The following is a 25,139-nucleotide window of genomic DNA, read 5'->3' as shown; positions in this document are numbered from 1 at the left end:
GATGAGGACGATTCGCATTCGGACATTTACTTTGCTTTGCTTCTTCTTCCTACTTTCATTGCCATGGATCTTCTACGTTACGGCTCACTTTATGGAAAACCAAACGTTTAGCTTATCAAAAAGTCAGAAGCAAAATGAGACGCTGCAAAGAAATTTGGCTGAGACGATTCACTTGATCGAAACCAGCACAGGCAAATGGATGGACCCAAATTGGCATAATGAATTGGATAGCCTCTTGCAGAAAACGAAGCTGGATGTGGTTATTTTATCAGCCTCAGATCGAGAAATTTATCGCTCTGACCCGGGGCGTCGCAGCGCTTTGTCGTCGACTGAAAAATTTTCAGTCATAGAAGACGGTCGTTTAGTAGGAAGGGTTATCATTTCTTTGCCGAAGTCAAATATTGTCCAAATCATTTCGATGGTTTCTGGACTGATTCTCGCATTTATTATAATCGGTGTCGTAATGCGCAGGCTTCTTTTGCGTCCCCTGGAAAAGATGAGCATTGCAGCTAGACAGATAGCAACAGGGGATTGGGATGTGAAGTTACCTATGTCTGGGATCACGGAAATCGCTGAAGTACGAGATGGATTTGACGTAATGGTAAAAGGGCTTCAACAATCTCATCTGAGACAAGTGGAGCTGGAAGAAGAACGCCGATTCGTAATTGCTGCTGTCGCGCATGATCTACGGACCCCGTTGTTTGCACTACGAGGCTACTTGGATGGGTTGGAACAAGGAATTGCTCAATCACCGGAGAAAATAACGAAATATTTGGCGGTTTGTAGGGATAAATCGGCACAATTGGATCGATTGGTTGAGGATCTTCTCACCTATACAAAGATGGAATATGTAGAGACAAAACGTAACAACAAGCCTGTTGATCTTACCTTCATCCTCTGTAATTCTATTGATAGTCTAAGTCCGCTGGCTCGACAAAAACAGATCTCTATCTCAACTAAGTTCACAGGTTCATGCATGATCAAGGGAGACACGCACTTATTGGAACGTGCCATGAACAATCTTTTGGAGAATGCCGTCAGACACACTCCCTCAGATGGTGAGATTGTTGTTCACTGCTTTACGGATGGGAATAAAGTAAAGCTTTCGATACGTGATACAGGGCCGGGCTTCTCTGCGGAAGAGTTGAACCGGGCTTTTGAACCCCTATATCGTGGTGAAGTATCCAGAAATCGTTCAACCGGTGGCAGCGGCCTAGGGTTAACCATTTCACAAAGAATTGTTAGGCAACATGGAGGTGAACTGTGCGTAAGCAATCATCCCGATGGGGGAGCACTTCTCGCAGGTTGGATACCAGCAGCCGCCTCGATCATTTTGTAGTTGACCAATTTATAGATTTCCTTGACAATTGGATATAAATACCAAGTTGCTTCATTAGATATATTTCGGACAAGCACTATCTCTAAATTGGGGTGAGCGAAAATGGAAGGGACGATTGTAACAGTTCCGCAAAAGCATTTTATCGGTCTCAGTTTTTCAGGCACTTTTCCGATGCTCGTAGAATTCATGCCGAAACAATGGAAAACGTTTTTGCAGCGTCAGGAAGAAATTCCTCACGTGATCCAACCAAACATACGCTATGACATCAGTGACGAAAATCATGCCCATCGCATGTATACCGAGTACCTCGTAGTCGAGGTGGAGAGGTTTGAGCACATTCCTTTGGGCATGGTCGGTTTTACTGTCCCGGAAAGAACGTACGCTCGTTTTACTCACACAGGACCGATGGAGCAGGTGCAAGCAACTTATCAAAATCTATTTTCATGGCTGAGTGAAAACGGTCATCAACCAAATGAGAAGAATGTGCGATTGGAACGCTACGACGAACGCTACGTACCGACTGTTCATGCAGCGACTCGCGCTGAAAATGCTTATGAAATCTTTATTCCACTCTGATAGTCGTCTACGTGATAAGCACCTCTTTTATTAGAAAAAGAGGTGCTCTTTTCGCTGGTTCTCACCCTTTTCCCCCCTCTCCATATACTATATAAAAACAAGGGAGGAGATGGACAAGGGTGGGCAGAAGGCGATGGAGATATCGCAAGCTTTTTCGCAAACGATATGGTCGCATTATTTGGCTCGTCATCAAGCGCAACGGAAAAAAAGGATTCTTTAAGTTCCCTGCTCAAAAGAAGCAGCGTAGGGAGCACCGTATCCTCGTTGCGAATGAGTTTATAGCGGCAGCCCTTGCGAAAAGCGTCGGACTTCCCGCGGCAAAGGTAAAACAAGTAACGGTTAGAGGACCTAGAAGAATTCGACGAAAAGGACTGCTGTCGCAAAAAGCCAGTGCAAACAAGGTAATCCCGTGGAAAAAGGCGAAAAAGAGAGTATACCGCAAGCCACATAAAAAAGTGAAAAAAGCAGATTTGCTGGCAAGAATCGTCGCCTTTGACGCATGGATTATGAACCCCGACCGAAACAATCGCAATTTGATCTTATACCGCAAAAGAAAAGCCAAGCGTTACAAATGGTATCTCATTGACCATGGGATCGCAGTGTTTGGAAAGCCTAGCAGGTGGAGCCTGCGAAGGGCCAAAAGAAAATTCCGGAAAAAGAGAGCTTACAAGTTTACGATGCACTCTGGCAGTAAGAAGAAGCAACGGATTCCCAAGGGACTCAAGCGCTTCACACTCGACAATCGAAAATCTTTAAACAAGATGGTCAAAAAAATAAAGCGGCTGTCGAATTCAGTCATTCGAAAAGCGGTGAGGAAAGTACCAAAGGGCTGTCTGAGGAAGTCGGAAAGGAGATTTATTACAAAGGTATTGATTCACCGCAAGAAGCAAATTAAGAAAATTGTGAAGCGAATCTCCAAGAAATTCAGGTAAGAAGTGTGATAAAGGAGGAGGCCGCGTCTTTTTGTTTGAGATGCAGCTCTTTACAAAGAAACACTTCGATCGCTGTCGTGGTGCCTGTGGGAGCTTCGAGAGACTCGCTTACTGAAAGATCAATCGCCAGCCATACATGATGTTCGCAGGAAAGCAGTCGCGCTGCGAGCAGTTCTTCTGAGGCTAGTATAAGCCTGTAGGGATTTCTCTTACGACTGCCTGTCTTACTTCCTTTACAGCAGCCATGTAAAGCACCATTTTTACGAAGAAAATGTAAGCCTTCCGATGCTTGCAGATTTTCCAATCATGCCAGTATCCTGTTTTTAGACAAGCTTGGGGCCAGGCAAACAGACAGGTTTAATGGCTGGCATCAGAGGGCACCATTTTGAACAAAGACCAAGAAAGGAAGATGGACAGATGATGAAATTCGCGGAACTCAAGAATGGACAGAAAATTGCCTATGTGGAGGAAGGCTCAAAAGGCGAGGTTGTTATTTTGCTGCATGGCTTTTGTGGCAGCTCCGGGTATTGGAAAAAAGTAATCCCGATGCTTTCCGAGACGAATCACGTGATTGCAGTGGACTTGCGTGGACATGGAGCGAGCTTTGCCCCTGATGAGCCATATACGATGGAGCGTTTTGCCGAAGACCTGGCGCAATTCATTGATGAGCTTGGTCTGTCACGGATCCATTTGTTCGGTCATTCTCTCGGAGGTTACGTGACGCTAGCCTTTGCAGAAAACTATGCGGACAAGCTGGCGGGCTTCGGCTTGATTCACTCGACAGCGTATCCTGATGACGAGGAAGCCAAGGCCAATCGTGACAAAGGTGCGACCAGTATTCGCGAAAACGGAATCGAGCCGTTTATTAAAGCGTTGGTACCCAAGTTATTTGCCAAAGGCCATGTAGCAACTATGCCAGATGAAGTACAACTGGCGAAGGAAATTGGTCTTTCCACTATCCCGATTGGTGCCATCAATACTCTGCGAGGGATGCGTGATCGTGCAGATCGTACACATGTCCTCAGAGAGACCAGCCTTCCTGTGCTATTGGTCGCAGGTACGGAGGATCAGGTCATTCCGGCGGAAAAGACATTTACCGTGGAAGGCGATAACACCCGACAGGTGCTGCTGCCTGACGTAGGACATATGGGGATGCTGGAGGCACCGCAGGAATTGGCGGCAGCGATCCGTGCTTTTTTGACGAAGAGTTAATGAAAACCACACCATAGTCCTAGAAATATTTGCTATAATAGACGAGGTATTCTATCAATTTTTACATAATAGAGAGGGGAAATTCTATATGAAAAAGGCTCGTCGCATTACGATGACGGCGTTTGCATCGGTTGTCTTTGCCTCCCTGATGGCAGGCTCTGCATTTGCTGCACCGCTTCACCCAGTAAACCACGCTGACTGGATGGTAAAAAAATCCATTATTTCTGCTGGTCAAAACGGTGATCTGGCATTGGATCGCTCAGTAAACCTGGCTGAGGTTGCAGTTGTATTCTCTAAATTGAAAGATGCGAAAGTCGGCGCTGCAGCAGCTGGTGCACACTGGTCGACTCCTTATTTTGATTGGGCAAAATCCCAAGGGGTTCTGACTCAAGACGATTATAAAAATCCTACACAAGCAGTATCCTCTGCAAAATTGACGCAAATGGCTGCGAAGCTGGGCTACAAGCTTGCTTTGGAAAACAAAGCAACCGTAACCCGCGGGGAGTTCTTTCAGGCATTGGGCGATGCTGCGACTACACATGTAACGATTGCTCATACAAACGATACACATGGACATATCCAAGAAGATAAAGGCCAAAAAGAATTCGGCTTTGCGAAAATTGCTACCTTGCTCAAGGAATGGCGTGCTGAGAACGACAATTTCCTCTTACTGGATGCAGGTGACACTTTCCAAGGAACTGTGTTCGTAAACCAATTCAAGGGTGAATCTGTTGTACCGATCCTCAATAGCCTGAACTACAACGTAATGGCAGCTGGAAACCATGAGTTCGATTTCGGCTTCGAGCAGCTGCTCAAGCTGCGCGACATGCTGAAGCATCCAGTGATTTCTGCTAACGTATTCAAAGCGGATGGCAAAGAACTGCTGGTACCTACCTTCAAAGCTGAAATTGGCGGCAAAAAGTTTGCATTCGTTGGCTTCGTAGCAGAAGATACACCAGTTTTGACTCACCCTGACAACGTAAAAGGCCTTACTTTCAAAAGTCCAGTTGAAGTAGCGAAAACGGTTGTTCCTGAGCTGAAAAAAGAAGTGGATCACGTGATCGTCGTTTCCCACATTGGTGTTGACGTAGACCGTGAAATTGCGAAAAACGTACCAGGCATCGATCTGATCGTGGGCGGACACTCCCATACTCCACTGACAACACCTGAGCTGGTAAACGGAACCTACATCGTTCAAGACTGGGAGTACGGTAAGTCTTTGGGACGTGCTGATCTGTACTACCTCGGCAAAGAGCTGGTTGCATTCAGCGGCGGTCTGAAAGAGTACGACGAAAACGTTGTGGCTGATCCAGACGTAGACAAAATGGTTCAAGAGATCGTGAAGCAGATCGACTCTGTGATGAACGTCGTCATCGCAAAGTCTGAGGTTCCACTTGATGGTGATCGTACACTGGTTCGTGCGAAAGAAACAAACATTGGTAACCTGATTACTGACATCATGCTTGAGCGCACTCAGTCCATCAAAGGCTATGAAGCTGATGTAGCACTGGCAAACGGTGGCGGAATCCGCACACAGCTGGAAGCAGGCGATATCACGAAGAAAAACCTGTACACCTTGCTGCCTTTTGAAAACAATACACTTTCCGTAGTAGAAGTAACCGGTGAAGAGCTGAAGCAAGCACTCGAAAACGGTGTGAGCCAAGTGGGAACAGGTGCTGGTCGCTTCCCGCAAATCAGCGGCATGAGCTTTACGTACAACGCTTCGAAACCAGTAGGTGAGCGCGTACTGGAAGTAAAAGTAGGCGGGCAGTCACTTGATTTGACCAAAAAATACAAAGTGGCAACGATCGACTTCCTGGCTGCAGGTGGAGACGGTTATGAATCCTTCAAAAAACCATTCTTCAACACTGGCTTGTCCATGTACAGTATTGTCGAGGAAGGCCTGATCAAGCGCAAGGTAGTAAATCCAAAAGTAGAGGGCCGCATCGTAGAAGTAAAATAGGAATTGCACTTAAAGGACAGGGGCGTGTCAGATCCGGCTCCTGTCCTTTCATTTCTTAAAGTACCTTGCAATATACAGTAGCTGTTTGGTAAGCTTTTACATGGGTGATGCAATTTGAATGTTCAGTTTAAAAAAGGTGTGCTGGAGCTGTGTGTGCTCGTTCTGGCAGCAAACCATGACCGCTATGGTTATGAATTAGTTGATAGTATTTCGGAGAAGTTTCATATCGCCGAAGGTACCGTTTACCCCTTACTCCGACGCTTGACTCAGGAAGGCTTTTTTACAACTTACCTGAAAGAATCGCAAGAAGGACCACCACGCAAGTATTACCAGTTAACTGAGCAAGGACGCCGATATATGAACGATCTGATTTTGGAATGGCGAATTTTCAATCGCGGTGTCAATCAGATCATTAAGGAGGGGCTCGGGTATGACGAGGCGTGAGTTTATGGATGAATTGGGTGCTCTGCTTGGTGGCTTGCCCGACAAGGAACGGCTAGACATTTTAGCTGACTATACCGAGCATTTCCTTATGGGAGTCAAGCAGGGAAAAAGTGAGCACGAGATTGCTGAGAGCTTGGGCAATCCCAGATTGCTGGCGAAAGAGCTGTTGGCTGGTTACCGCATTGACCAGGCCGAATCCAATGTAAGCGTCGGCAACATGACAAGGGCGGTTATTGCAACCATCAGTCTAGGGTTTTTCAATGTGGTTTTTGTGCTCGGACCGTTTATGGCGCTAATGGGTATACTCATGGCATGCTATGCCATTTCGGTTTCTTTGCTGGTTGCTCCGTTCGGGATCTACCTGCAATACGGGGTTCCTGCTCCCTCACATGAACGTTTGTTACTCCTGTTTGGCAGTCTGACTTCTTTGGGGCTTGGTGGCATGCTTGGAGTGGGTTTGCTGCGTCTGACAAAGTGGCTATACCGTCAATTTATACGGTACCTCCAATTCAATGTGCAGCTAATCAGGGGGAAATAAGATGAAACATTGGGGAAAAAAGATTTTTGGAATCAGTTTGCTGCTGTTTTTGCTAGGTGCTTCAGGACTCGTTTGGATGTTTACAAAACAGGACTATTTTTCTTTTTCATTAGCTCAAGTGGATGAAGTGCGAACCATTCAGGAGCCGTTTACGTCACTCGAAATCGCTACAGGCATGGCGGATGTGGTCATCACCCCAAGTCAATCGTCCACCGCCAGTGTGCGACTAATTGGTGAAGCGAGCGACCAGCAGAGGGAGCGTATACAGTTTACAAGTTCAGTGCTGTCAGATGGTACACTTAAAGTAGACGTCCAAGAAAAGTTTCATGTCAATCTGTTCTTACCGGTGAATGGCAAGCTTCAAGTAGAGTTGTCATTGCCTGAGAAAGAGTATGAAAAATTAGACCTGAGCACGGCGACAGGTGATATTAAAGCGACAAAGCTGAGTGTAAAGAAGACGAATATTGTATCCAGCACGGGAGATGTAGAGCTGGATGGTTTTACGGGAGATTCGCTGGATATTCAAACGGATACGGGTGATATGAAGCTTTCTGGAATTCGCTCTACCGTGCAGATTCAAACGACTACCGGTGAGATTGATTCACTACTACTCCCTGAGCTTGTACATGATGTTTCCATTGCAAGTGAAACCGGTGATATTCGTATTAAGGTCGATAAAGAGCCAGTGGCAGCGAGTCTCGATTTGTCGACAGAAACCGGCTCTATCAAGACTTCATGGAAGTCACTTTCTTATGAGCAGAAAAGCGAAAACAAGGTAAATGGCTCCATCGGCTCTGGCGGCCCAGCTGTGAATGTCCGGTCAACTACAGGTGATATCCGCATTCAATAGGAGAAGTTTGGAAAGACTGATGGTTAGGATTGGAAACTAAAGAAACGAAAAGATTTTGACACAATAGGGCCCGTTTTAGGGGAGGGGCCAATGGTATCATAATTATTGGGAAAGATTATTGTGCAAGGAGAGGTTTATTTCATGACCGCAAAACCATTTAACGATACTTTTTTGAAAGCGTGTAGAGGGGAAGCAACGGAACATGTGCCGGTGTGGTACATGCGCCAAGCCGGTCGCTATCAACCGGAGTACCGTGCTATCCGCGCGAAGCATAGCTTTTTTGAAATGAATTACATACCAGAAGTTTGCGCGGAAGTAACTCGCCTGCCTGTTGAACAGCTTGGCGTGGATGCAGCGATTCTGTTCGCGGATATCATGACACCATTAAAGCCAATTGGCGTGGACGTTAATATCGAGTCTGGCATTGGCCCAGTCATCGCGAATCCGATCGAATCCTTGGCTGATGTACAAAAGCTGGATGATCTGGACCCGGAGACACATGTTCCGTACATTTTGGAATCGATCAAAATCTTGCGTGAGACGCTTTCTGTTCCACTGATCGGTTTTGCTGGTGCACCGTTTACCCTCGCGAGCTACTTGATTGAGGGTGGACCTTCCAAGCATTATCACAAGACAAAAGCGTTTATGTATACCGAACCTGAAGCATGGCAAGCGCTGATGGATAAACTGGGTGACATGACGATTACGTATCTGAAAGCCCAGATTAAAGCAGGGGCACAGGCTGTACAGGTGTTTGATTCTTGGGTAGGGGCACTCAATGATGAAGACTACCGCGAGTTTATCACGCCAGTCATGACCCGCATTTTCAATGCTTTGAAGGAAACAGATGTACCGACGATCTATTTCGGAATCGGCGCTGGCCATTTGCTCATGGACTGGAACCGTTTACCTGTAGATGTAGTCGGACTGGATTGGCGCACATCCATTACGACAGCAAGAGAAATGGGCGTAACCAAAACGTTGCAAGGAAACCTCGACCCGACTTTGCTGCTCGCTCCATGGGAAAAGCTCGAATCCAAAGCAAAAGAGATTTTGGACGAAGGAACGAAGCAGCCAGGCTTCATTTTCAACCTCGGTCATGGGGTATTCCCGGATGCAAGGGTAGAAACGCTGCAAAAGCTTACCTCGTTCATCCACAGCTACAAGTCCAACGCGTAATTTCGGAGGTGCAAGAAAAATGTCCAAGCAAAAGACAGGGCTCTTGTTGATGGCGTACGGCACGCCGCGAAGTCGTGAAGAGATCGAGCCTTATTATACTCACATTCGTAGAGGACGCAAGCCTCCACAGGAACTGTTGGATGATTTGACTGAGCGCTACGAAGCAGTAGGTGGAGTGAATCGTTTTGCCGAAATTACGGACGAGCAGGTAAGCGCGTTGGAGCGGGAAATGAATGAGCGTTACCCTGATCGCGAGTTTGTCTGTTATTTGGGACTCAAGCACATCGCTCCGTTTGTCGAGGATGCAGTCGATCAGATGAAAAAAGACGGGATCACAGAAGCAATCAGTTTAGTGCTTGCGCCACATTACTCTAGCTATAGTGTCAAGGAATACAATGGCCGCGCCAAGGAGCATTCGGAATCCGTGAATGGCCCGCTCATCCACAGCATTGAAAGCTGGTACAAAGAGCCAGGCTTCATCTCGTATTGGGTCAAAGCGATCCAGGATACGTTTGCTTCGATGTCCGCAGAGGATCGTGAGCACGCTGTTGTTATTTTTTCTGCGCATAGCCTGCCTGAAAAAATTCTGAAGTCAGGTGATCCATACCCGACGCAGCTGGAGGAAACGGCAAAGCTGATTGCGGAAGAGACGGGTATTGCTCATTTCGCAATTGGCTGGCAAAGTGCCGGAAATACACCAGAGCCGTGGATCGGACCCGATGTGCAGGATTTGACCAGAGAGCTTCATGCCAAGCATGGCTACAGAGCCTATGTCTATTGCCCGGTCGGTTTTATTGCTGAGCATTTAGAGGTCCTATACGATAATGATATGGAATGCAAAGCAGTGACGGATGAGCTGGGCGTCCATTACTATCGCCCTCCGATGCCAAATGCCAGACCTGCCTTTATCTCCTGTCTGGCTGATGCTGTCGAGAAGAAGCTGGCGAACTAGGGGATCGAATCAGATGAATGAGAAAACCTACCATATTACGATTGTTGGCGGCGGTATCACCGGATTGACCGCCGCTTTTTACTTACAACGGGAGATCGAGGCAAAAGGTCTTCCGATTCGGTTTCAGTTGATTGAGGAGCAGGATCGTCTGGGAGGAAAGATCAAGACGTGGCGGCACGAAGGCTTTGTCATCGAGCAAGGGCCAGACTCTTTTTTGGAGCGAAAAACAAGTGCGGCGCAGCTGGCAACCGATCTAGGTCTCAAGGATGATTTGGTCCGCAACAGCACAGGTCAAGCGTACATTTGGCACAAGGACAAGCTCGTAGCTATCCCTGAGGGGGCGGTGATGGGCGTTCCTACAAGACTCATGCCGTTTGTGAGCACGGACCTGATATCATGGACTGGTAAAATTCGTGCTGCAGCCGATCTGATTCTTCCTGCAACTGAAGGGAATGGAGACATCTCCGTCGGTGATTTTTTTCGTCGTCGTTTGGGGGATGAGGTTATTGAGAACCTGATTCAACCGCTTCTCTCTGGCGTCTATTCAGGTGACATCGACAAGCTCAGTCTGCTCGCGAGTTTTCCACAATTCGCCCAGCTCGAAAAACAACATCGAAGCCTGATTCTGGCCATGAAGCACTCCCGTCCGCAATCAAGCGGTCAAGGGAAGCCAAAGGGCATTTTTCTGACGCTAAAAAATGGCTTGGAGTCGCTGGTGGAGGGAATCGAAAAAAGCTTGCCGGCTTCGAGCATACTAAAAGGAACAGGTGTCCAGGAGCTGCAGACGAAAGAGAATGGCGGCTACACTCTCATTCTTAAAAATGGACAGCAGCTCGAGACAGATGCTGTCCTGTTTACGGTGCCGCATGCTGTAGCAGAACCACTTTTGCGTCCTTATGCATCTGTACCATCCTTGCCACAGGCTAAACCGCATATGGTTGCAACCATCGCCATGGCATTTGGTGAGAGCGCGGTCGATGTAGGAATGGAAGGGACCGGATTTATTGTGCCCCGTCATTCTGGGGCCAAAATTACGGCATGCACGTGGGCACACCGAAAATGGCCGCATACGACACCCGGGAACAAAGTGCTTCTGCGCAGCTTTGTTGGCAAGGCAGGCGAGCAGTCATTTATGCAGCAGACGGATGAAGAGGTGCTGGGGGTAGTGCTCCACGATTTGCGCAAGATCATGAGCATTCCGAAGCAACCGGATTTTTATAAAGTAACGCGCCTCCAGAATGCCATTCCGTATGTGGTCGGTCATCTGGATTGGGTGCAGGAGGTAAAGGGTAAAATTCAGTCGAGCTTGCCAGGGGTCTTGCTTGCAGGCGCCTCGTACAGTGGTGTCGGCGTGCCGGATTGTATTGATCAAGGAAAAAAAGCCGTATCAGAACTAATCGCTTCAGTCGAACCGGGGAGATAAACCCCGGTTTTTCCTTTTTCGGGTGCTAAACGACTTGTCCTGTCCATATAGTATAGGGAAATGTCCTGCACCTGAAAGGAGGAGCACGAATGGCGTTACAGGATGGACTGCTCTCGTTTGCCATCAAGGAGACCATTTTCCTCTCATCCGATAAAGCTGGAATAGGCGAATTGCAAGAGCTGGAATTGGTTCCTGATGTAGAGGTATTGGAAAATGAAACCTACATCTCCATTACCGGTTGTTTGCAATTATTCGGGAAGTACGAGCCAATCAGAGAGGCCGCGGAGGCAAATAGCGGCGGAACGGAAACTCTGGTTGAAGCGATGACGTTTTCGCCGTTTCGCCAAGAGGCTACAGAGGAAGGTTTTTACGGCTGGGAGGAGCAGATTGGACATCGTATTCCGCTAAACATCACAATTCCGTTGGAGAGAATCGCGGAAATCGGCGACATTTATGCCATTGTGGACAGCTTTGATTACAAGCTGGAATCACCGTATCAAATGCTTATTGATGCCGAGCTGAAGATTATGGGCATTGCTTTTGCAGAACAAGCCCAAGCGCAAGTACAGGAGCCAGAGCAGCAGATGCATCCGCAGTTCTATGATCAAAATGAAGAGACGGTCCAGGCAAGCCAGGAAGAAGCGTGGGAATTTGCTCATGTAGCATCTGAAGAACAGGAAAACGAGGTTCAACCCGTTTCATTAGACGAGATTGAACAAAAGCTGAACGAGCTGGAAAACGAGATGGAGCGCCAGGCAATGCCAGCCTCATATGACTCCGCTGAATCTCCTTCTTTGTATGACGCTCCTGCCCTCTCCACGTCCTATCAGGGCGAATATGTGGTACAAAGCTATGGTGAAGTCACGGAAGAAGTCCATAGAGAGTCACAGGAGGTGTGGGGAGCAGAATCTACGGCATATGAATCGGCAGCGTATGATTCGGCTTCCTATAATACCCAGGCAATCGAAGCAGAGTATGATGAGCGATGGACAGATGTGAGGTCCCAGGAAGAGGAGCAAGATGAGCCTGTGCTCGCGATTCATGAACAGGAACCTCCCGATTACACACCTGTTGCCAGTGAACAGCATGAATCTCCAGCGGTAGCCGAAGTGGCTGAGGTGGTAGATTCGGTGGAGGCAGCTGAGGTCCATGAGGATGCGCAAATTGCGGCAGAGCCGGTTATTGCCGAGCAGGAAGAGGACGAGGAAGTCGAACTGCGTGTAGCTATATCAGGAAAAGCTTCGCGGGAAGAGCCGGGGAATGTGAACATAACTTCGATCTTCTCCCAAGCAAGCCGTGCGAAGCAGGAGGCTTTGGCACAAGAAGCAGAATCGTCATCCAGCTCATCCCGCAAAGGAATGGCTTCTTCCGCAGCGCCAACGACAACTGAAGCAATGCAAAATCTCACATCGTTTGTCAAAAGAAAGGAAGAACGCTCCAGCCAGCTAAAAATGTGCATTATTCAACGTGATGAAACTCTGGAGCATATAGCTCAACGCTATTCGTTGCCGGTTTCCAAGATCGTGGAAGTAAACAGGTTGGCTACCGAGCAACTTGTCGCCGGGCAAATCCTGTACATTCCACAGTAAGGAGTGTGGGACCGTGGACAAGATCGACATTTCTGATGTGTGTCAGCATTATCGAGCGCGCGTGATTCGAGTCACGCCGCTCGATGACTGCTATTTACTTGAGACAAACCGCGGTCCGAAAGAATTGCATGTTTGGCCGCGTGTCGATGTCATGCGCTGGTCATTTGCATGGCGAGAACGCTTGGCACGTCATGGGTTCCGCGAGCTGGAACGATTTATACGAACGCGGGAAGCCAAGCCGTTTCTGATTGTAGGCAAACGTGGAGTGACCATGACAGATCATCTCAGACACATTGAAGCATGCTTGCCTGGAGAGGAATTTGCCAGACAAAGTGGCCGTGTTGTGGGAATGATGCATCTGTCACAGCAGGAGAGTCCTATACTTGCCGGTGCAGATTATTTAAAGCAAGAGCAGATGAATGCCGAATCAAAATGGGCACAAGCCAAGGCTGTAGTCGAATCGTATCGAGCGACCTACGGGAAGCAGAAGGGGGAAAAGCGCTGGGTAGCCGAATTAATGTCCCCGCTTCTGCAACGGATGGAGCGATCGGCAATGATGCTTTCCCATGATAGTATTGCGCCAGACACCGTCACTGTCGCCCATCGGGACTTGCTGCGCGACAACTGGGGGATCGTGAATGGCAAGCTGTACTTGAGAGGGTTTTTTCGCCCCACACTCTCCATTCAGCAACGGGATGTAGCAAATTATCTTCGAGACATGTATTTGATGCATATGGACATACGGCAGATTGATGCCTTTTTGGACGGATATGAGGAAGTCAAACCGCTTCAATACTCGGATTATACGCTAATGCTTGCTTTCATGGCCAGGCCACGAGAAGTCTGGAAGAGTGTGGAGACGTATGTAAAACGAGTCTCGCGCAATAAGGAGGTGTCAGCAGCGAGTATTGAACAGGCCTTGCAAAGCCAGCAGGCAGTCGATCAACTGCTGCGTCATATTGCCGATCGGGCCGAGCGATCAAGGGGTGAGGGAGTAGATGAGCCGCTTTGATGACATTTTTCCATTGTTTCAGGAGTATGACATGTTTGCACAATCGATCGATGTCATAAAAGAACCGAATGTATTTAAAGCAGCAACTCCATATGGCTCGTACGTTTGCAAGCGATCAAAGGCTTCCGGCCAACGTCTGCTGTTTGTAAGTGATGTGCTCCGTGAATTGCAGCATCGTGGATGGGATGGGGCTGTACCCTTTCTTTATACGAAGTTTGATGATCCATACATTGAAATCGGAAATCAAGCCTATTATTTGACAGCTTGGCAGCCAGGCAGCGAGCAGTGGGCGAATGAGCCGTTGGCATGGGCGACGCCCATGCTGGAGCGATTGGCCGAAATGCATCACCTAACCCAAAACTACAAATTTGATGACCCCAGACAAGTGGAGCCGTTGATCGACTCTTTATTGAATCGGTGGCAGTACTGGCAAAACCAAATGGAGAAAGCAGGAGAAGTCGCACAAGAGCGTCCATATCAATCGCCGTTTGACCTTGTGTTTCTAGCAAATAAGGCATTCATTGCGGAAATGGCGGAGTCGGCTACCGCCCTCTTAATCGATTGGAGAGAGAGGCATGAGACGCACGCCCATTTTCGGTTGGCTCTGGTACACGGTTATCCGCATCCCGCCCACATCGTGCCGGATCGATCGGGCAAAGGAAAGCTGCTTAACTTTGAGCGTGCTGGCTTCGATACACCGATTCGCGATCTGACCTTGTTTTATCGGACTTACTTTCAGATGGCAGGGGATGAGGTCGGTGCATCTCAATTGTTTCACCGTTATGCGGCAATCTTTCCTTTGCGTCCCGAAGAGATCGAGCTACTCGCAGCATTCCTCTCCTATCCGGAGCGAATCATGCGGGATACGGACATATATTACAACAATCGTCGAGAGTGGAGTGAGCTATACGCAGTGAAACGGTTTGAAAAAAATATGGACCGCTTGATGCGCCTGCATCGCTGGGTCCAGCAAGCTTTTTAGATAGCAACGTCTCACCGCGTGGGGCGTTGTTTTTTTGTTCATAACCATTCCAAGACGATGGCAACGTACACTACGGCGAGAAGTCCAAGCAATACGACATCAAAGGAAGTGGGAAAAAGGATGGTTCTTACAAATTGAAATCCAATTAATGGTAGCAGCACTTGTTTGCAGCCATATTTGATGCGCAAATAAGTGGGATTGTACTTCCAACGGAAATTCATTTAGATCACCTCATTTCAGTCTATGCGTAGCAACCTAGGACAGTGCCTATAACGTCAGTGGGTGTCGTGACATTTCTTTTGGAAAGGTTTGAAGGCACGTGCAAAAGGGAAGGTAAATGGGCAGATAGGCCAGGACTTATATATAAAGGTGATACAAATGATCTGGGAAGTGCTGTTATACGGATTGGGGAGCGGTTGCGGTGTTTATATCGCTCTCTTATCGAAAAAATGGAATGGAGCGAAACGGTGGGAAAACGTTTCTTTTTTGCAAGGAATCGGACTCATTGCTTGGTGCACCGGTAGTTTGCTGGCACTATCATCTGTATGGTGGATCCAGAAGTTGAGCCTGCCTATTTCTTTGCTTACGTATGTTTTATTTCTCAGGTCACTGCACGTATTTCCACTCGCTTCACATGCTACCTATGAGCGGTGGAAAATGGTTCTAGACACGCTTGCTTTGATTGTCACTTTCTTGCTGCTGGTTATTTTTCATGATCTTACCAACCATGAAAATAGGCATACACCCAGGATGATCTATTGGCAAGGTGGATTTTACTTGCTGTTGCCGGCAATCAGTCTGCTTCTCCTCATCCGGCAATTGCAGGGAGCGGCTCGGTTAAAACGAGGAAGACTGCTCTTGTCAACGATCATGTTTATCGCAGTTATGATGATGACACCGATGGTTCCGCCCTTTGTCATGATCTGGTGCGTACTGATTACGTTTGGATGCTTGTTTTTCGCTCATGATAGGCTTGGCGAACAGCGAACGGTTTATATAGCCCACACCGAGTATCGTTATTTGTTTGAAAGACAGAAGCTCGGGAAGCAGGATGCGATTATGGTGCAGATCATACTACTTTCGATCCTAGGAATGCTAGTCGCCATACCAGATATCCCTTTTTATGGAAGAGTAGGGCTTGGAGCGGGTATCTTGTTTGGACTGGTTCGCGTCTATCTGACAAGTCGTGAAAATCGTAATTTGATGAATGAGACATTAGTCGCAGCCAGTCTTCTCGAGCAAAAATATGAGAATCAATTGGAACAAATTCAGTTGCAGAACGAGCAATTGTCCCGGGTTCTAGGTCTCAAGCAAAATTATGAATACCTACTTCTGGCAAGCAATGAGCAGAGCCTGCGGGAAGTTAACTATGAGTCGCTTCAGCAGGTGATAGAAGAGCTGGTAGATACGTGGTTTGCCAAAATGGATACGCTCACTTTTTTGCAGCTATCTCTGGTGTCGGAGAGCGGAGAGGTCTACTACCGCCTGGAGCGTGGAACAATAGATAATGCAGGCAACCCGCATATGGTCAACCAGCGGATGATTGTTTCAGAACAGCGGGATACCGCTTTGATCCCGAGGTATGTTTGCCTAGTTGCGCAAATATCGGTAGCTGATCAAGGGCATGCAGAGCTGGAGCAATCCTTTTTTCAAGTGCTGCTGGTAAATGTGAGAGGGCTCATCCTGCGCTGCCTGCATGAGCATCAAGCGCTGGAGCTTGGGGTGATGGAAACAGAAATGGGGCTCGCCAGACGCATTCAATCGATGCTCATTCCTAAAGAAGAATGGATTATCAAAGGCCTCAGAGCTCGTACTGTCTATGCACCGATTACTTATGTTGGCGGCGATTATGTTGATTATATTCGGATTGATGATCGATATGTTTGTTTTATCGTGGCCGATGTGTCAGGTCACGGATTGCCGGCTAGCTTACTAGCAACGGGCATCTCAAGTGCAGCAAGAGCTGTTTTGCAGACGAGCTGGTCCCCAGACGAGATCCTTGAAAGACTGAATCAGCTGCTGTACGAAAATTTATCGAAGACCCGATCTTTCATCACGATGATGGTTACCGTCTATGACAGCTATGAGCATAAATTGCTTCTCAGTCGTGCAGGTCATCCTCAACCACTGTATCTCTCCAAAAGCAGACAATCCGTCCTGAATTGCAGTGGAGGTGTCGGACTGGGGCTTTTGCCTGATAGCACTTATCCGCTTGAGGAAGTACTCTTAAAAGAGGAGGCCATTCTCCTCATTTATACAGATGGATTGGTCAACACGGGAAGAAAAGATGCATTTCGTTGCTTGCAGCAATGGCTGGTGGAATTATCTGCTTTATTGGACGAGACTGAAAGCACAAATGATGAGGTTATCGATCGGGTCGAATCGCATGTATGGGGAATGACGCGAAGAGAAAAGCAATTGGATGATATGTCTGTGCTGATCCTTCACTTTCAGTCTGCACCTCCGATATAGTCCAATAGCTAACGGAATGTTATGATACAAAATAGTAATCCAGCAAAAAAACGCCAATGAACAGGAGGATGAACCGTGATTCTGTGTGAGCAGTGTCCGGACAATCCTGATTGTCGTAATTGCCTGGATGCTCTGCGCTCAGGGGGGTCTGCGCAAAAAGTACTTCCACCTAGGTCGGTACAGGTAACCAATCTTGCGACGATGGAGACAACGGTAGCGCAGCTGCATGCAGTGAGTCGGACGGCAATCGGGTTGTACAGTAAAGAGCATTCTTTGCATGGACGTATGGAGGTAGAGCTGGCAGCAGATTTCCGGATTATTGGCGGTGGACTTCGAGGAATTGCCGGTGTACCCTACTACGTCATTGATATAGAAAAAGTATTGCGTCGAGAGGAAGTTTTGGAACGGCTTCTGCTCGATGAATTTCATAATTGGCACATGAGTGACGAGTTGAACCCGATCGACGTTATATCAGATTGGAAAGAACGGGATGATAAACGTGGACGTTTGATCAAGCAAGAGCTGCAAAAGCTATCGATCTTGCGGCGGATCGAGACAATCTTTCTGTATCTCTACGATAATGGAAGCTTGCGTTCTATCGGTTCTAGCCGTGCAGATCGTGATATTGAGCGTGAGATGAGGCGCTTGGTGGAGTCCGCTGCGGGTGCTGGTGCATCTGTGAGAGAACAAATCATGTCCTCTGATGGGCAAAAGGTGTTTGAATTATATGCATCTCTACTGCCTGATCAAAGCTGTGGAATTGCGCTCATCGATGTTACGGCGGCGATTCTGGAAGAGCGTAAACGCAAGCAGCGGGAATGGGAAATCTACAGGGACATTTTGGCGGTCGTTACCAAAGAAAAGCTTCTTCTGTTAAGTGACGAGGAATTGTTTTTCTTGCTACGGGAAGGTCATAAGTCTCTGGCAATGGATTTACGGGCACCTGAGCAACTGGCAGAGCTGCGACGTTCTTTTAAACGTGCATTAGAACCGGTCGGTCTTTCTGATAAACGATTACTGCAGTTTATGGTAGCGGTCAATGAGGCAGCCTCTAATACGCTTAAGCATGGCAGTGGGGGAACAATCACCTTGCACATTTCAACAGACAAAACCTTGTGCAGAGCTGTTATTCACGACACAGGTCAAGGAATCGTTTTGGAGGATTTGCCGCGCGTGACGCTGCAGCACGGATTTTCTACACGGCATTCCCTTGGGGCAGGGTTTCAGGTGATGCTGCAATATTGTGATCGGGTGTATCTTGGTAGCTCGCTGGCAGGCACCAAATTGATTTTGGAATGTGTCATTGCCACATAAAGGGAATTTCAAGAATGTGTCAAATGTTTGTAAATGAGTGAGAGCGGGTACTATAGTACATAGAGAAGGAAGTCGTCAGTAGTACCGATACCTTTTGAGAGGAGTTAGAGCATGGACTACCGAGCAACAGAGACAAACGGGCAGGCTACGTTGTTTTTCGCCGGAGAGTTGGACATGGCTGTCGGTGATCAAGTAGGTGAATTGATCCAACAGTATGGAGGGCGAAATCAAACCGTTACTGTCGATTTTCAAGGTGTATCCTTCGTAGATTCTTCCGGTATTGGCAGTCTTTTTTTTACAACGAAAGAATTGCTTGCTTTGGGCAAACAAGTGGAAATTGTTAATGTTCGCGAAGAAATACTGGACATACTAAGTGTACTTGGCTTTACCGATGCACTGGGCATCAGCGTTTGCAAGGCCGAAAAAACCGGGTGAAACCGGGTTTGACGCATAACGGGCTGATTGTATATAATAACGTAGAGCTAATTGTCAATTACATATCTAATCAACGATGATCGGGAAGAGTAGGTCAGGATGCCTTAGCAGAGAGGAGAATCAGTTGCTGCGAGATTCTCTAGGGAAAAATGACTGAAGGTCGCCCGGGAGTTATTCCAGTGAAGGTAATAAAGTAGCTGGAAACGGATCGCAACCGTTATCTTGTCAGAGGGAACATGCATGGTCGATTTGCGCGATGCTTGTTAACAAAGGTGGTACCGCGAAATAATCCTTTCGTCCTTTGGATGAGGGGTTTTTTTTATTTTTTTCAAGGAGGAGTCACATATGTCAACACAGCCAACACAAGACATTGACCAGCTGCTGCCGAAAAATTATGATCCAAAGGCAGCAGAGAACAAATGGTATCCGTACTGGATTCAAAAAGAGTTTTTTAAAGCACACCGCGACCCGAATAAAAAGCCCTACACCATTGTGATCCCGCCTCCGAACGTCACAGGGAAGCTCCATCTGGGGCACGCACTGGATACGACACTCCAAGATATCATCACCCGTACCAAGCGGATGCAAGGATATAGCACGTTGTTTTTACCAGGGATGGACCACGCGGGTATCGCTACACAGGCTCGCGTAGAAGCAACTCTGCGTGAGGAAGGCATCTCCCGTCATGATCTTGGACGCGAAAAATTCGTGGAAAAGATATGGGAATGGAAGCATATTTACGCTTCACACATCCGTGAGCAGTGGGAAAAGCTAGGTCTGGCTCTGGATTATTCCCGTGAGCGCTTTACGATGGATGAGGGCTTGTCTCGTGCAGTACGTGAGGTTTTCGTTCGCCTCTATGAAAAAGGTCTGATCTACCGCGGCAACCGCATCATCAACTGGGACCCGGCAGCGCGCACAGCCTTGTCCGATATCGAGGTTATTTACAAAGAAGTAAAAGGTGCTATGCACCACATGCGCTACCCGCTGGCTGATGGAAGTGGACATATCGAAGTGGCTACGACACGTCCAGAGACGATGCTGGGGGATACAGCCGTAGCTGTCCATCCAGAAGACGAGCGCTACAAGCATTTGATTGGGAAAACCGTTATTTTGCCGGTAGTTGGACGTGAAATTCCAATTGTGGCTGATGACTATGTTGATCCTGAATTTGGTTCAGGTGCTGTAAAAATTACGCCAGCACATGATCCTAACGACTTTGAGCTCGGTCTGCGCCATCAACTGCCGCAAATCGTTGTTATGGATGAAACAGGTACGATGAACGACGAAGCAGGTATTTACAAAGGTCTTGATCGTTTTGCCTGCCGTAAACAAATCATCAAGGACCTCACCGAACAAGGCATCATGTTCAAGGTGGAGGAGCACATTCACCAGGTTGGACACAGCGAACGCAGCGATGCAGTAGTTGAGCCGTATTTGTCTACGCAATGGTTCGTAAAAATGCAGCCGCTCGCAGATAAGGCGCTGGAGAACGCTGCGAGTGAAGACAGTGTTAAATTTGTACCAGAGCGCTTCAAAACAAATTATTTGCGCTGGATCGAAAATATTCGCGACTGGTGCATTTCGCGTCAGCTTTGGTGGGGACATCGCATTCCTGCATGGTATTGCTCCGATTGTGGGGAAACCATCGTATCACGTGATGACGTGACAGAGTGCCCAAGCTGCCACAGCCACCAGCTCACGCAAGACAATGACGTTCTCGATACATGGTTCTCTTCGGGCTTGTGGCCATTCTCTACGCTTGGCTGGCCGGAAGAATCCGAAGACATGAAGTACTTCTATCCAACAAACGTACTCGTAACAGGTTACGATATCATCTTCTTCTGGGTTGCACGTATGATGTTTAGTGGGTTGGAATTTACTGGAAAAAACCCGTTTGAGACCGTTTTGATCCATGGTATCATCCGCGACTCGGAAGGACGCAAAATGTCCAAGTCGCTCGGCAACGGTGTCGATCCGATGGAAGTGATTGAAAAATACGGTGCTGACGCGCTGCGCTTCACATTGGCAACGGGTAACTCACCTGGTAACGACCAACGCTTCTATTGGGAAAAGGTTGAGGCAAACCGCAACTTTGCCAACAAGATCTGGAATGCGTCCCGTTTTGCTTTGATGAACCTGACTGACTTCAGCTACGACGATATTGATCTGAGCGGAGAGCTGTCTACACCAGACAAGTGGATTCTGTCCCGCCTGCAAAGAACGATTGCGGATGTAACACGCCTCTCTGATGCCTTTGAATTCGGAGAAGTAGGCCGTGTCCTATACAACTTTATCTGGGATGATCTGTGCGACTGGTACATCGAGATGGCGAAGCTGCCACTGTACGGTACAGATGCAGCAGCGAAAAAGACAACGCAATCCGTGCTCGTAACGGTGCTCGATCAGACTCTCAAGCTTCTGCATCCGTTCATGCCGTTTATGACAGAGGAAATTTGGCAGGCATTGCCGCACCAAGGAGAGAGCATTACGGTAGCTCCTTGGCCAGTTGTAAACGAAAATTGGGTATTTGCTGAGGCAGAGAGCGAAATGTCTCTACTCATGGAAGTTATCCGCAACGTACGTAACATCCGTGCAGAAGTAAACGTACCGATGTCCAAAAAGATCGAGCTTCTGATCAAGCCAAGCGACGCGACTGCAGCAGAGCGTCTGACGCGTGGTGAAGAGTATATTGCTCGTTTCTGTAATCCGGAGAGACTGGAAATCAATCAGCAGCTAGCGACGCCAGATAAGGCAATGTCTGCTGTTGTGACCGGAGCAGAGCTGTTCTTGCCATTGGCTGGATTGCTTGATTTGGATCAAGAGCTGAAGCGTTTGGAAAAAGAACTGTCCGGCTTGCACGGCGAAGTAGAGCGGATCGAAAAGAAGCTAAACAATGCAGGCTTTATGGCAAAGGCACCAGAAAAAGTGGTTGCAGAAGAAAAAGCCAAAATGGCCGACTACATGGAAAAGCGGGATAAAGTGATTGCAAGACTTGCTGAATTGAAGGGCGAATGATCCTTTAGCTAACCGCATATTTTTGAGAATGGAGCATTGTGGTATGCATGCAGAAGAATTTGTCGAATATACACAAGCGCTTGACTGGTTGCATGGCCTACTAGCTTTTGGTCAACGGCCAGGGCTGGAAAGAATGCAATGGGTGTTGGAAGAACTGGGGCACCCCGAGCGTAGAGTGCCGTTCATCCATGTAGCAGGCACGAATGGTAAAGGCTCTACCTGCGCATATCTTACGCAGATGCTGATGGAAGCTGGCTACAGTGTTGGTACGTTTACTTCTCCCTATATGATCGATTTTCGGGAGCGTATTCGTTTTAATGGGAATATGATTCCAGAGGAAGACCTGCTGCAGTTGGTGAACGAGGTAAAGGCCCTGGTGAATCGCTGCGAACAGGAAACAGAGTTTGGATCGCCTACAGAGTTTGAGGTGATTACGCTGATTGCCATTCTGTATTATGCAAGAGTGGCAAGACCTGCGGTAGTCGTATGGGAAACGGGACTTGGCGGACGTTTGGATTCTACAAACGTCGTCATCCCGCTCGTTTCCGTCATTACCAACATTGGACTCGATCATACACATGTTTTGGGTGACAATCTGGTAGACATCGCTTGGGAAAAGGCAGGGATTATCAAGCCTGGCGTGCCTGTCGTAACAGGAGAGACCAGACCTGAAGTACTCGCGGTTTTCCAGAAGCGTGCCAATCAGACACGTAGTACACTCTATCAATTCGGTAAGGATTTTCATGGAGAACAGATGTCGGAACAGCTGGGTGAACAACAGTTTCGTTATCACAGTATTCACCGGCGCCATGAGTCCTCCTACCGTTTGACTATGAACGGAAGTCATCAGACACATAACGCTTCGGTAGCTCTGATGACCATCGATGTTTTGCGCAACTATTTCTCTTTTTTGCTGGAAGAGGAGGAATTGTTTCGAGGTTTGCAACAAACGCGCTGGCCTGGTCGTCTAGAAGTAGTCTCCCCAAGACCTTTGGTACTCTTGGACGGGGCACACAACCAAGAGGGGATGGAAGCGCTCGTAAGCAGTTTGGATCGTTTGTTGCCACAGGGCAAGCGCTTGCATCTGCTCTTTTCAGGGCTTTCGGATAAGCCGCTTGTGAAAATGGCAGAAACGCTCGCACCGCTCAGATCTCGCATTGAGACTATTCATGTGACGACGTTCGACTTTCCACGTGCAGCTGAAGCTACAGCGCTGCACGATGCATTTCAATCAGGCGGATGGGAAGAGAAGCATCTCGATACCGTTCCTGACTGGCGAGCATTTCTACTTGCTTGGACGAAGGAGAAGCAAGCAGCGAAATCAGATGACTGCTTAGTTGTCTGCGGCTCGCTCTACTTCATCGCCCAAGTGCGCGCATTCTTTCCCACTACAGTAGAAGAGGCAGGTGAATAGGGTGGATCAGGCTAGGCACGTCCACTTTGTGGGCATAGGCGGATATGGCATGAGTGCCATTGCCCGCGTCTTGATCGACCTTGGATACAAGGTAACCGGCTCTGATGTCGCCATGAACGATTTGGCGAAAAAGCTGGAAGCAAGAGGGGCGGTCGTTCATATCGGCCATCATGCTGCCCACGTGGAGGGAGCAGACATCATCGTATACTCCACCAGCATTCCCAAAGACAATCCCGAGGTAGTTGCTGCTGAGGCAAAAGGGATTGTGGTCATGCATCGCTCGCAGATGCTCGCCCGCATTTTAAACGAACGGACAGGTGTGGCGGTAGCAGGAGCGCACGGCAAAACCACGACCACTTCTATGATTTCGCATGTAATGGAAGAGTGCGGAGTTGACCCGACCTTTATTATCGGCGGAGAGCTGATGAATGCTGGAACCAATGCAAAGGCAGGAACAAGTGATTATGTCATTGCAGAGGCAGATGAAAGCGACGGTTCATTCCTGGAATACAGACCGATGTATGAGATTGTAACCAGTATTGAACCGGATCATCTGGAGCATTTCGACGGTGATTTTAACAATTTGAAGCAGGCGTACGTAAAGTTTCTCAGTCATTTAAAGCCAGGAGGAAAAGCGGTCTTGTGCATCGATGATTCGCATGTGCGGGAAGTGCTTCCTTCGGTAACAGAGACTGTTATTTCGTATTCGATTGACCCGGTGATCAGTGGGGGGGCAGATTTCCGTGCGGAAGAAATTCAGTGCGGCGACCGTTGCAGCACCTGCAAGATCTATCACAAGGATCAGCTGTTGGGAGAGTTGACGCTCACTGTACCTGGCAATCACAATATCGCGAATGCACTCGCCGCAATTATCGTTTGTCTGGATACCGGCTTGTCATTTGAGCAGATTGCAGCTGCACTGACTACCTTCCGTGGAGCGAAAAGACGCTTCCAGATTATTGGTGAAGCACGTGATATTCTGGTCGTGGATGACTACGCTCACCATCCGACAGAAATCATTGCGACGCTAAGCGGGGCAAGAGCTTCTGGTAGAAGAGTCATTGCTGTCTTCCAGCCTCAGCGCTATACTCGCACATTCTTCCTCATGGATGAGTTCAGTCGTGCTTTTGGGGAAGCAGATGAGGTGATTGTCACAGACATTTATTCGCCTGCTGGGGAACCAAAGATTGAGGGAGTCACCTCTGAGGCATTGGTGGAAAAAATCCGGATCAATAGCCATCCGCGCGCACAATACATCCCGACAAAAGAGCAGATGCAGGAGCAGGTTTTCAAAGATTTGCAGCCTGGTGACCTCGTATTGACGATGGGGGCAGGAGATATTTGGAAATCGGCTTATTGGCTTGCAGAAAAGCTGGAAAAATAAGCGTACGTAGCATATGAAGACTTGGACCGTTTGGTTCAGGTCTTTTTTAAAATAAAATTAGTACCAGATACTAATAGTTAGTGTTATAATAAGGTCATTAAATACATGAGG

Annotated in this window: 22 protein-coding genes and 1 other annotated feature; of the genes, 20 read left to right on the top strand and 2 right to left on the bottom strand. The window is 47.9% G+C overall.

Annotated features, from left to right (window positions below):
- Position 1 precedes the first annotated feature (1 nt).
- The 3 genes from SB752_RS08505 (at position 2) to SB752_RS08495 (ending at position 2,847) form a co-directional block, all read left to right on the top strand.
- Positions 2–1,339 (top strand): sensor histidine kinase, encoded by a 1,338-nt coding sequence (locus tag SB752_RS08505; RefSeq protein ID WP_410715242.1) that lies wholly within the window; start codon positions 2–4, stop codon positions 1,337–1,339.
- Between the two features lie 102 nt (positions 1,340–1,441).
- On the top strand, positions 1,442–1,915 hold the full coding sequence (locus tag SB752_RS08500; RefSeq protein ID WP_410715241.1) for a GyrI-like domain-containing protein: 474 nt from the start codon (positions 1,442–1,444) through the stop codon (positions 1,913–1,915).
- Positions 1,916–2,034: 119 nt separating this feature from the next.
- Complete coding sequence (locus SB752_RS08495) at positions 2,035–2,847, top strand: HipA family kinase (RefSeq protein ID WP_410715240.1); 813 nt, start codon at positions 2,035–2,037, stop codon at positions 2,845–2,847.
- Here the strand turns inward: SB752_RS08495 and SB752_RS08490 are convergent.
- Positions 2,840–3,151 (bottom strand): hypothetical protein, encoded by a 312-nt coding sequence (locus tag SB752_RS08490; protein ID WP_410715239.1) that lies wholly within the window; start codon positions 3,149–3,151, stop codon positions 2,840–2,842. The genes SB752_RS08495 and SB752_RS08490 overlap by 8 nt on opposite strands.
- Before the next feature lie 113 nt (positions 3,152–3,264).
- Between SB752_RS08490 and SB752_RS08485 the strand changes: the two genes are divergently transcribed.
- The 11 genes from SB752_RS08485 (at position 3,265) to SB752_RS08435 (ending at position 14,991) form a co-directional block, all read left to right on the top strand.
- Positions 3,265–4,059, top strand: coding sequence for an alpha/beta fold hydrolase (locus SB752_RS08485; protein WP_410715238.1), 795 nt, complete (start codon positions 3,265–3,267; stop codon positions 4,057–4,059).
- Between the two features lie 88 nt (positions 4,060–4,147).
- A complete protein-coding gene (locus SB752_RS08480) occupies positions 4,148–6,022 on the top strand; it encodes a bifunctional metallophosphatase/5'-nucleotidase (protein WP_410715237.1) in 1,875 nt (624 codons plus the stop codon).
- Positions 6,023–6,136: 114 nt separating this feature from the next.
- Positions 6,137–6,466: a PadR family transcriptional regulator gene (locus SB752_RS08475; RefSeq protein ID WP_049737886.1), complete on the top strand. Its 330-nt coding sequence runs from the start codon at positions 6,137–6,139 to the stop codon at positions 6,464–6,466.
- Positions 6,453–7,004 carry an HAAS signaling domain-containing protein gene (locus SB752_RS08470; protein ID WP_410715236.1) on the top strand — a complete coding sequence of 184 codons (552 nt, stop codon included), beginning with the start codon at positions 6,453–6,455 and terminating at the stop codon, positions 7,002–7,004. The genes SB752_RS08475 and SB752_RS08470 overlap by 14 nt, the downstream gene beginning before the upstream one ends.
- Position 7,005: 1 nt before the next feature.
- Positions 7,006–7,854 carry a DUF4097 family beta strand repeat-containing protein gene (locus SB752_RS08465; protein WP_410715235.1) on the top strand — a complete coding sequence of 283 codons (849 nt, stop codon included), beginning with the start codon at positions 7,006–7,008 and terminating at the stop codon, positions 7,852–7,854.
- 141 nt (positions 7,855–7,995) lie between these two features.
- Positions 7,996–9,033, top strand: coding sequence for a uroporphyrinogen decarboxylase (gene hemE / locus SB752_RS08460; protein ID WP_410715234.1), 1,038 nt, complete (start codon positions 7,996–7,998; stop codon positions 9,031–9,033).
- 19 nt (positions 9,034–9,052) lie between these two features.
- A complete protein-coding gene (hemH, locus tag SB752_RS08455; protein WP_410715233.1) occupies positions 9,053–9,985 on the top strand; it encodes a ferrochelatase in 933 nt (310 codons plus the stop codon).
- A 13-nt stretch (positions 9,986–9,998) separates the two neighbouring features.
- Entirely contained in the window at positions 9,999–11,408 is a 1,410-nt protein-coding gene (hemY, locus tag SB752_RS08450; protein WP_410715232.1) for a protoporphyrinogen oxidase, read from the top strand.
- An 89-nt stretch (positions 11,409–11,497) separates the two neighbouring features.
- Positions 11,498–12,997, top strand: coding sequence for a LysM peptidoglycan-binding domain-containing protein (locus tag SB752_RS08445; RefSeq protein ID WP_410715231.1), 1,500 nt, complete (start codon positions 11,498–11,500; stop codon positions 12,995–12,997).
- Between the two features lie 13 nt (positions 12,998–13,010).
- On the top strand, positions 13,011–14,009 hold the full coding sequence (locus tag SB752_RS08440) for a phosphotransferase (protein ID WP_410715230.1): 999 nt from the start codon (positions 13,011–13,013) through the stop codon (positions 14,007–14,009).
- The gene (locus SB752_RS08435; protein WP_410715229.1) at positions 13,996–14,991 is read left to right on the top strand and encodes a hypothetical protein; all 996 of its coding nucleotides are present in this window, start codon (positions 13,996–13,998) and stop codon (positions 14,989–14,991) included. The genes SB752_RS08440 and SB752_RS08435 overlap by 14 nt, the downstream gene beginning before the upstream one ends.
- Before the next feature lie 38 nt (positions 14,992–15,029).
- Here SB752_RS08435 and SB752_RS08430 read toward each other — a convergent pair whose 3' ends face one another.
- On the bottom strand, positions 15,030–15,212 hold the full coding sequence (locus SB752_RS08430) for a hypothetical protein (protein WP_103108255.1): 183 nt from the start codon (positions 15,210–15,212) through the stop codon (positions 15,030–15,032).
- A 157-nt stretch (positions 15,213–15,369) separates the two neighbouring features.
- Between SB752_RS08430 and SB752_RS08425 the strand changes: the two genes are divergently transcribed.
- From SB752_RS08425 to murC, 6 genes are all read left to right on the top strand, one after another.
- The gene (locus SB752_RS08425) at positions 15,370–17,463 is read left to right on the top strand and encodes a PP2C family protein-serine/threonine phosphatase (protein WP_410715228.1); all 2,094 of its coding nucleotides are present in this window, start codon (positions 15,370–15,372) and stop codon (positions 17,461–17,463) included.
- A gap of 75 nt (positions 17,464–17,538) precedes the next feature.
- Entirely contained in the window at positions 17,539–18,777 is a 1,239-nt protein-coding gene (locus SB752_RS08420) for an ATP-binding protein (protein ID WP_410715227.1), read from the top strand.
- A 111-nt stretch (positions 18,778–18,888) separates the two neighbouring features.
- Positions 18,889–19,212 carry an STAS domain-containing protein gene (locus tag SB752_RS08415; RefSeq protein WP_410715226.1) on the top strand — a complete coding sequence of 108 codons (324 nt, stop codon included), beginning with the start codon at positions 18,889–18,891 and terminating at the stop codon, positions 19,210–19,212.
- A gap of 67 nt (positions 19,213–19,279) precedes the next feature.
- Positions 19,280–19,517, top strand: a binding site (T-box leader).
- A 40-nt stretch (positions 19,518–19,557) separates the two neighbouring features.
- Positions 19,558–22,230, top strand: a complete 2,673-nt coding sequence (locus tag SB752_RS08410) for a valine--tRNA ligase (RefSeq protein WP_410715225.1) — start codon at positions 19,558–19,560, stop codon at positions 22,228–22,230.
- A 43-nt stretch (positions 22,231–22,273) separates the two neighbouring features.
- Positions 22,274–23,644 carry a bifunctional folylpolyglutamate synthase/dihydrofolate synthase gene (locus SB752_RS08405; RefSeq protein WP_410715224.1) on the top strand — a complete coding sequence of 457 codons (1,371 nt, stop codon included), beginning with the start codon at positions 22,274–22,276 and terminating at the stop codon, positions 23,642–23,644.
- Position 23,645: 1 nt separating this feature from the next.
- Entirely contained in the window at positions 23,646–25,028 is a 1,383-nt protein-coding gene (gene murC, locus SB752_RS08400; RefSeq protein ID WP_410715223.1) for a UDP-N-acetylmuramate--L-alanine ligase, read from the top strand.
- Positions 25,029–25,139 lie beyond the last annotated feature (111 nt).

It is taken from the genome of Brevibacillus sp. SIMBA_040 (assembly GCF_046535075.1).
Taxonomy (GTDB): domain Bacteria; phylum Bacillota; class Bacilli; order Brevibacillales; family Brevibacillaceae; genus Brevibacillus.
Note: the sequence above shows the minus strand (reverse complement) of the source record. Positions and strands in the feature narration are given on the sequence as shown.

Excerpts from the sequence above, each read along its gene's own strand:
- SB752_RS08485 (WP_410715238.1), top strand. The coding sequence starts at position 3,265 with ATGATGAAATTCGCGGAACTCAAGAATGGACAGAAAATTGCCTATGTG.
- hemY (WP_410715232.1), top strand. The coding sequence starts at position 9,999 with ATGAATGAGAAAACCTACCATATTACGATTGTTGGCGGCGGTATCACC.
- SB752_RS08435 (WP_410715229.1), top strand. The coding sequence starts at position 13,996 with ATGAGCCGCTTTGATGACATTTTTCCATTGTTTCAGGAGTATGACATG.
- SB752_RS08470 (WP_410715236.1), top strand. The coding sequence starts at position 6,453 with ATGACGAGGCGTGAGTTTATGGATGAATTGGGTGCTCTGCTTGGTGGC.
- hemH (WP_410715233.1), top strand. The coding sequence starts at position 9,053 with ATGTCCAAGCAAAAGACAGGGCTCTTGTTGATGGCGTACGGCACGCCG.
- SB752_RS08405 (WP_410715224.1), top strand. The coding sequence starts at position 22,274 with ATGCATGCAGAAGAATTTGTCGAATATACACAAGCGCTTGACTGGTTG.
- SB752_RS08430 (WP_103108255.1), bottom strand. The coding sequence starts at position 15,212 with ATGAATTTCCGTTGGAAGTACAATCCCACTTATTTGCGCATCAAATAT.
- hemE (WP_410715234.1), top strand. The coding sequence starts at position 7,996 with ATGACCGCAAAACCATTTAACGATACTTTTTTGAAAGCGTGTAGAGGG.
- SB752_RS08445 (WP_410715231.1), top strand. The coding sequence starts at position 11,498 with ATGGCGTTACAGGATGGACTGCTCTCGTTTGCCATCAAGGAGACCATT.
- SB752_RS08505 (WP_410715242.1), top strand. The coding sequence starts at position 2 with ATGAGGACGATTCGCATTCGGACATTTACTTTGCTTTGCTTCTTCTTC.
- SB752_RS08500 (WP_410715241.1), top strand. The coding sequence starts at position 1,442 with ATGGAAGGGACGATTGTAACAGTTCCGCAAAAGCATTTTATCGGTCTC.
- SB752_RS08480 (WP_410715237.1), top strand. The coding sequence starts at position 4,148 with ATGAAAAAGGCTCGTCGCATTACGATGACGGCGTTTGCATCGGTTGTC.
- SB752_RS08415 (WP_410715226.1), top strand. The coding sequence starts at position 18,889 with ATGGACTACCGAGCAACAGAGACAAACGGGCAGGCTACGTTGTTTTTC.
- SB752_RS08425 (WP_410715228.1), top strand. The coding sequence starts at position 15,370 with ATGATCTGGGAAGTGCTGTTATACGGATTGGGGAGCGGTTGCGGTGTT.
- SB752_RS08465 (WP_410715235.1), top strand. The coding sequence starts at position 7,006 with ATGAAACATTGGGGAAAAAAGATTTTTGGAATCAGTTTGCTGCTGTTT.
- SB752_RS08410 (WP_410715225.1), top strand. The coding sequence starts at position 19,558 with ATGTCAACACAGCCAACACAAGACATTGACCAGCTGCTGCCGAAAAAT.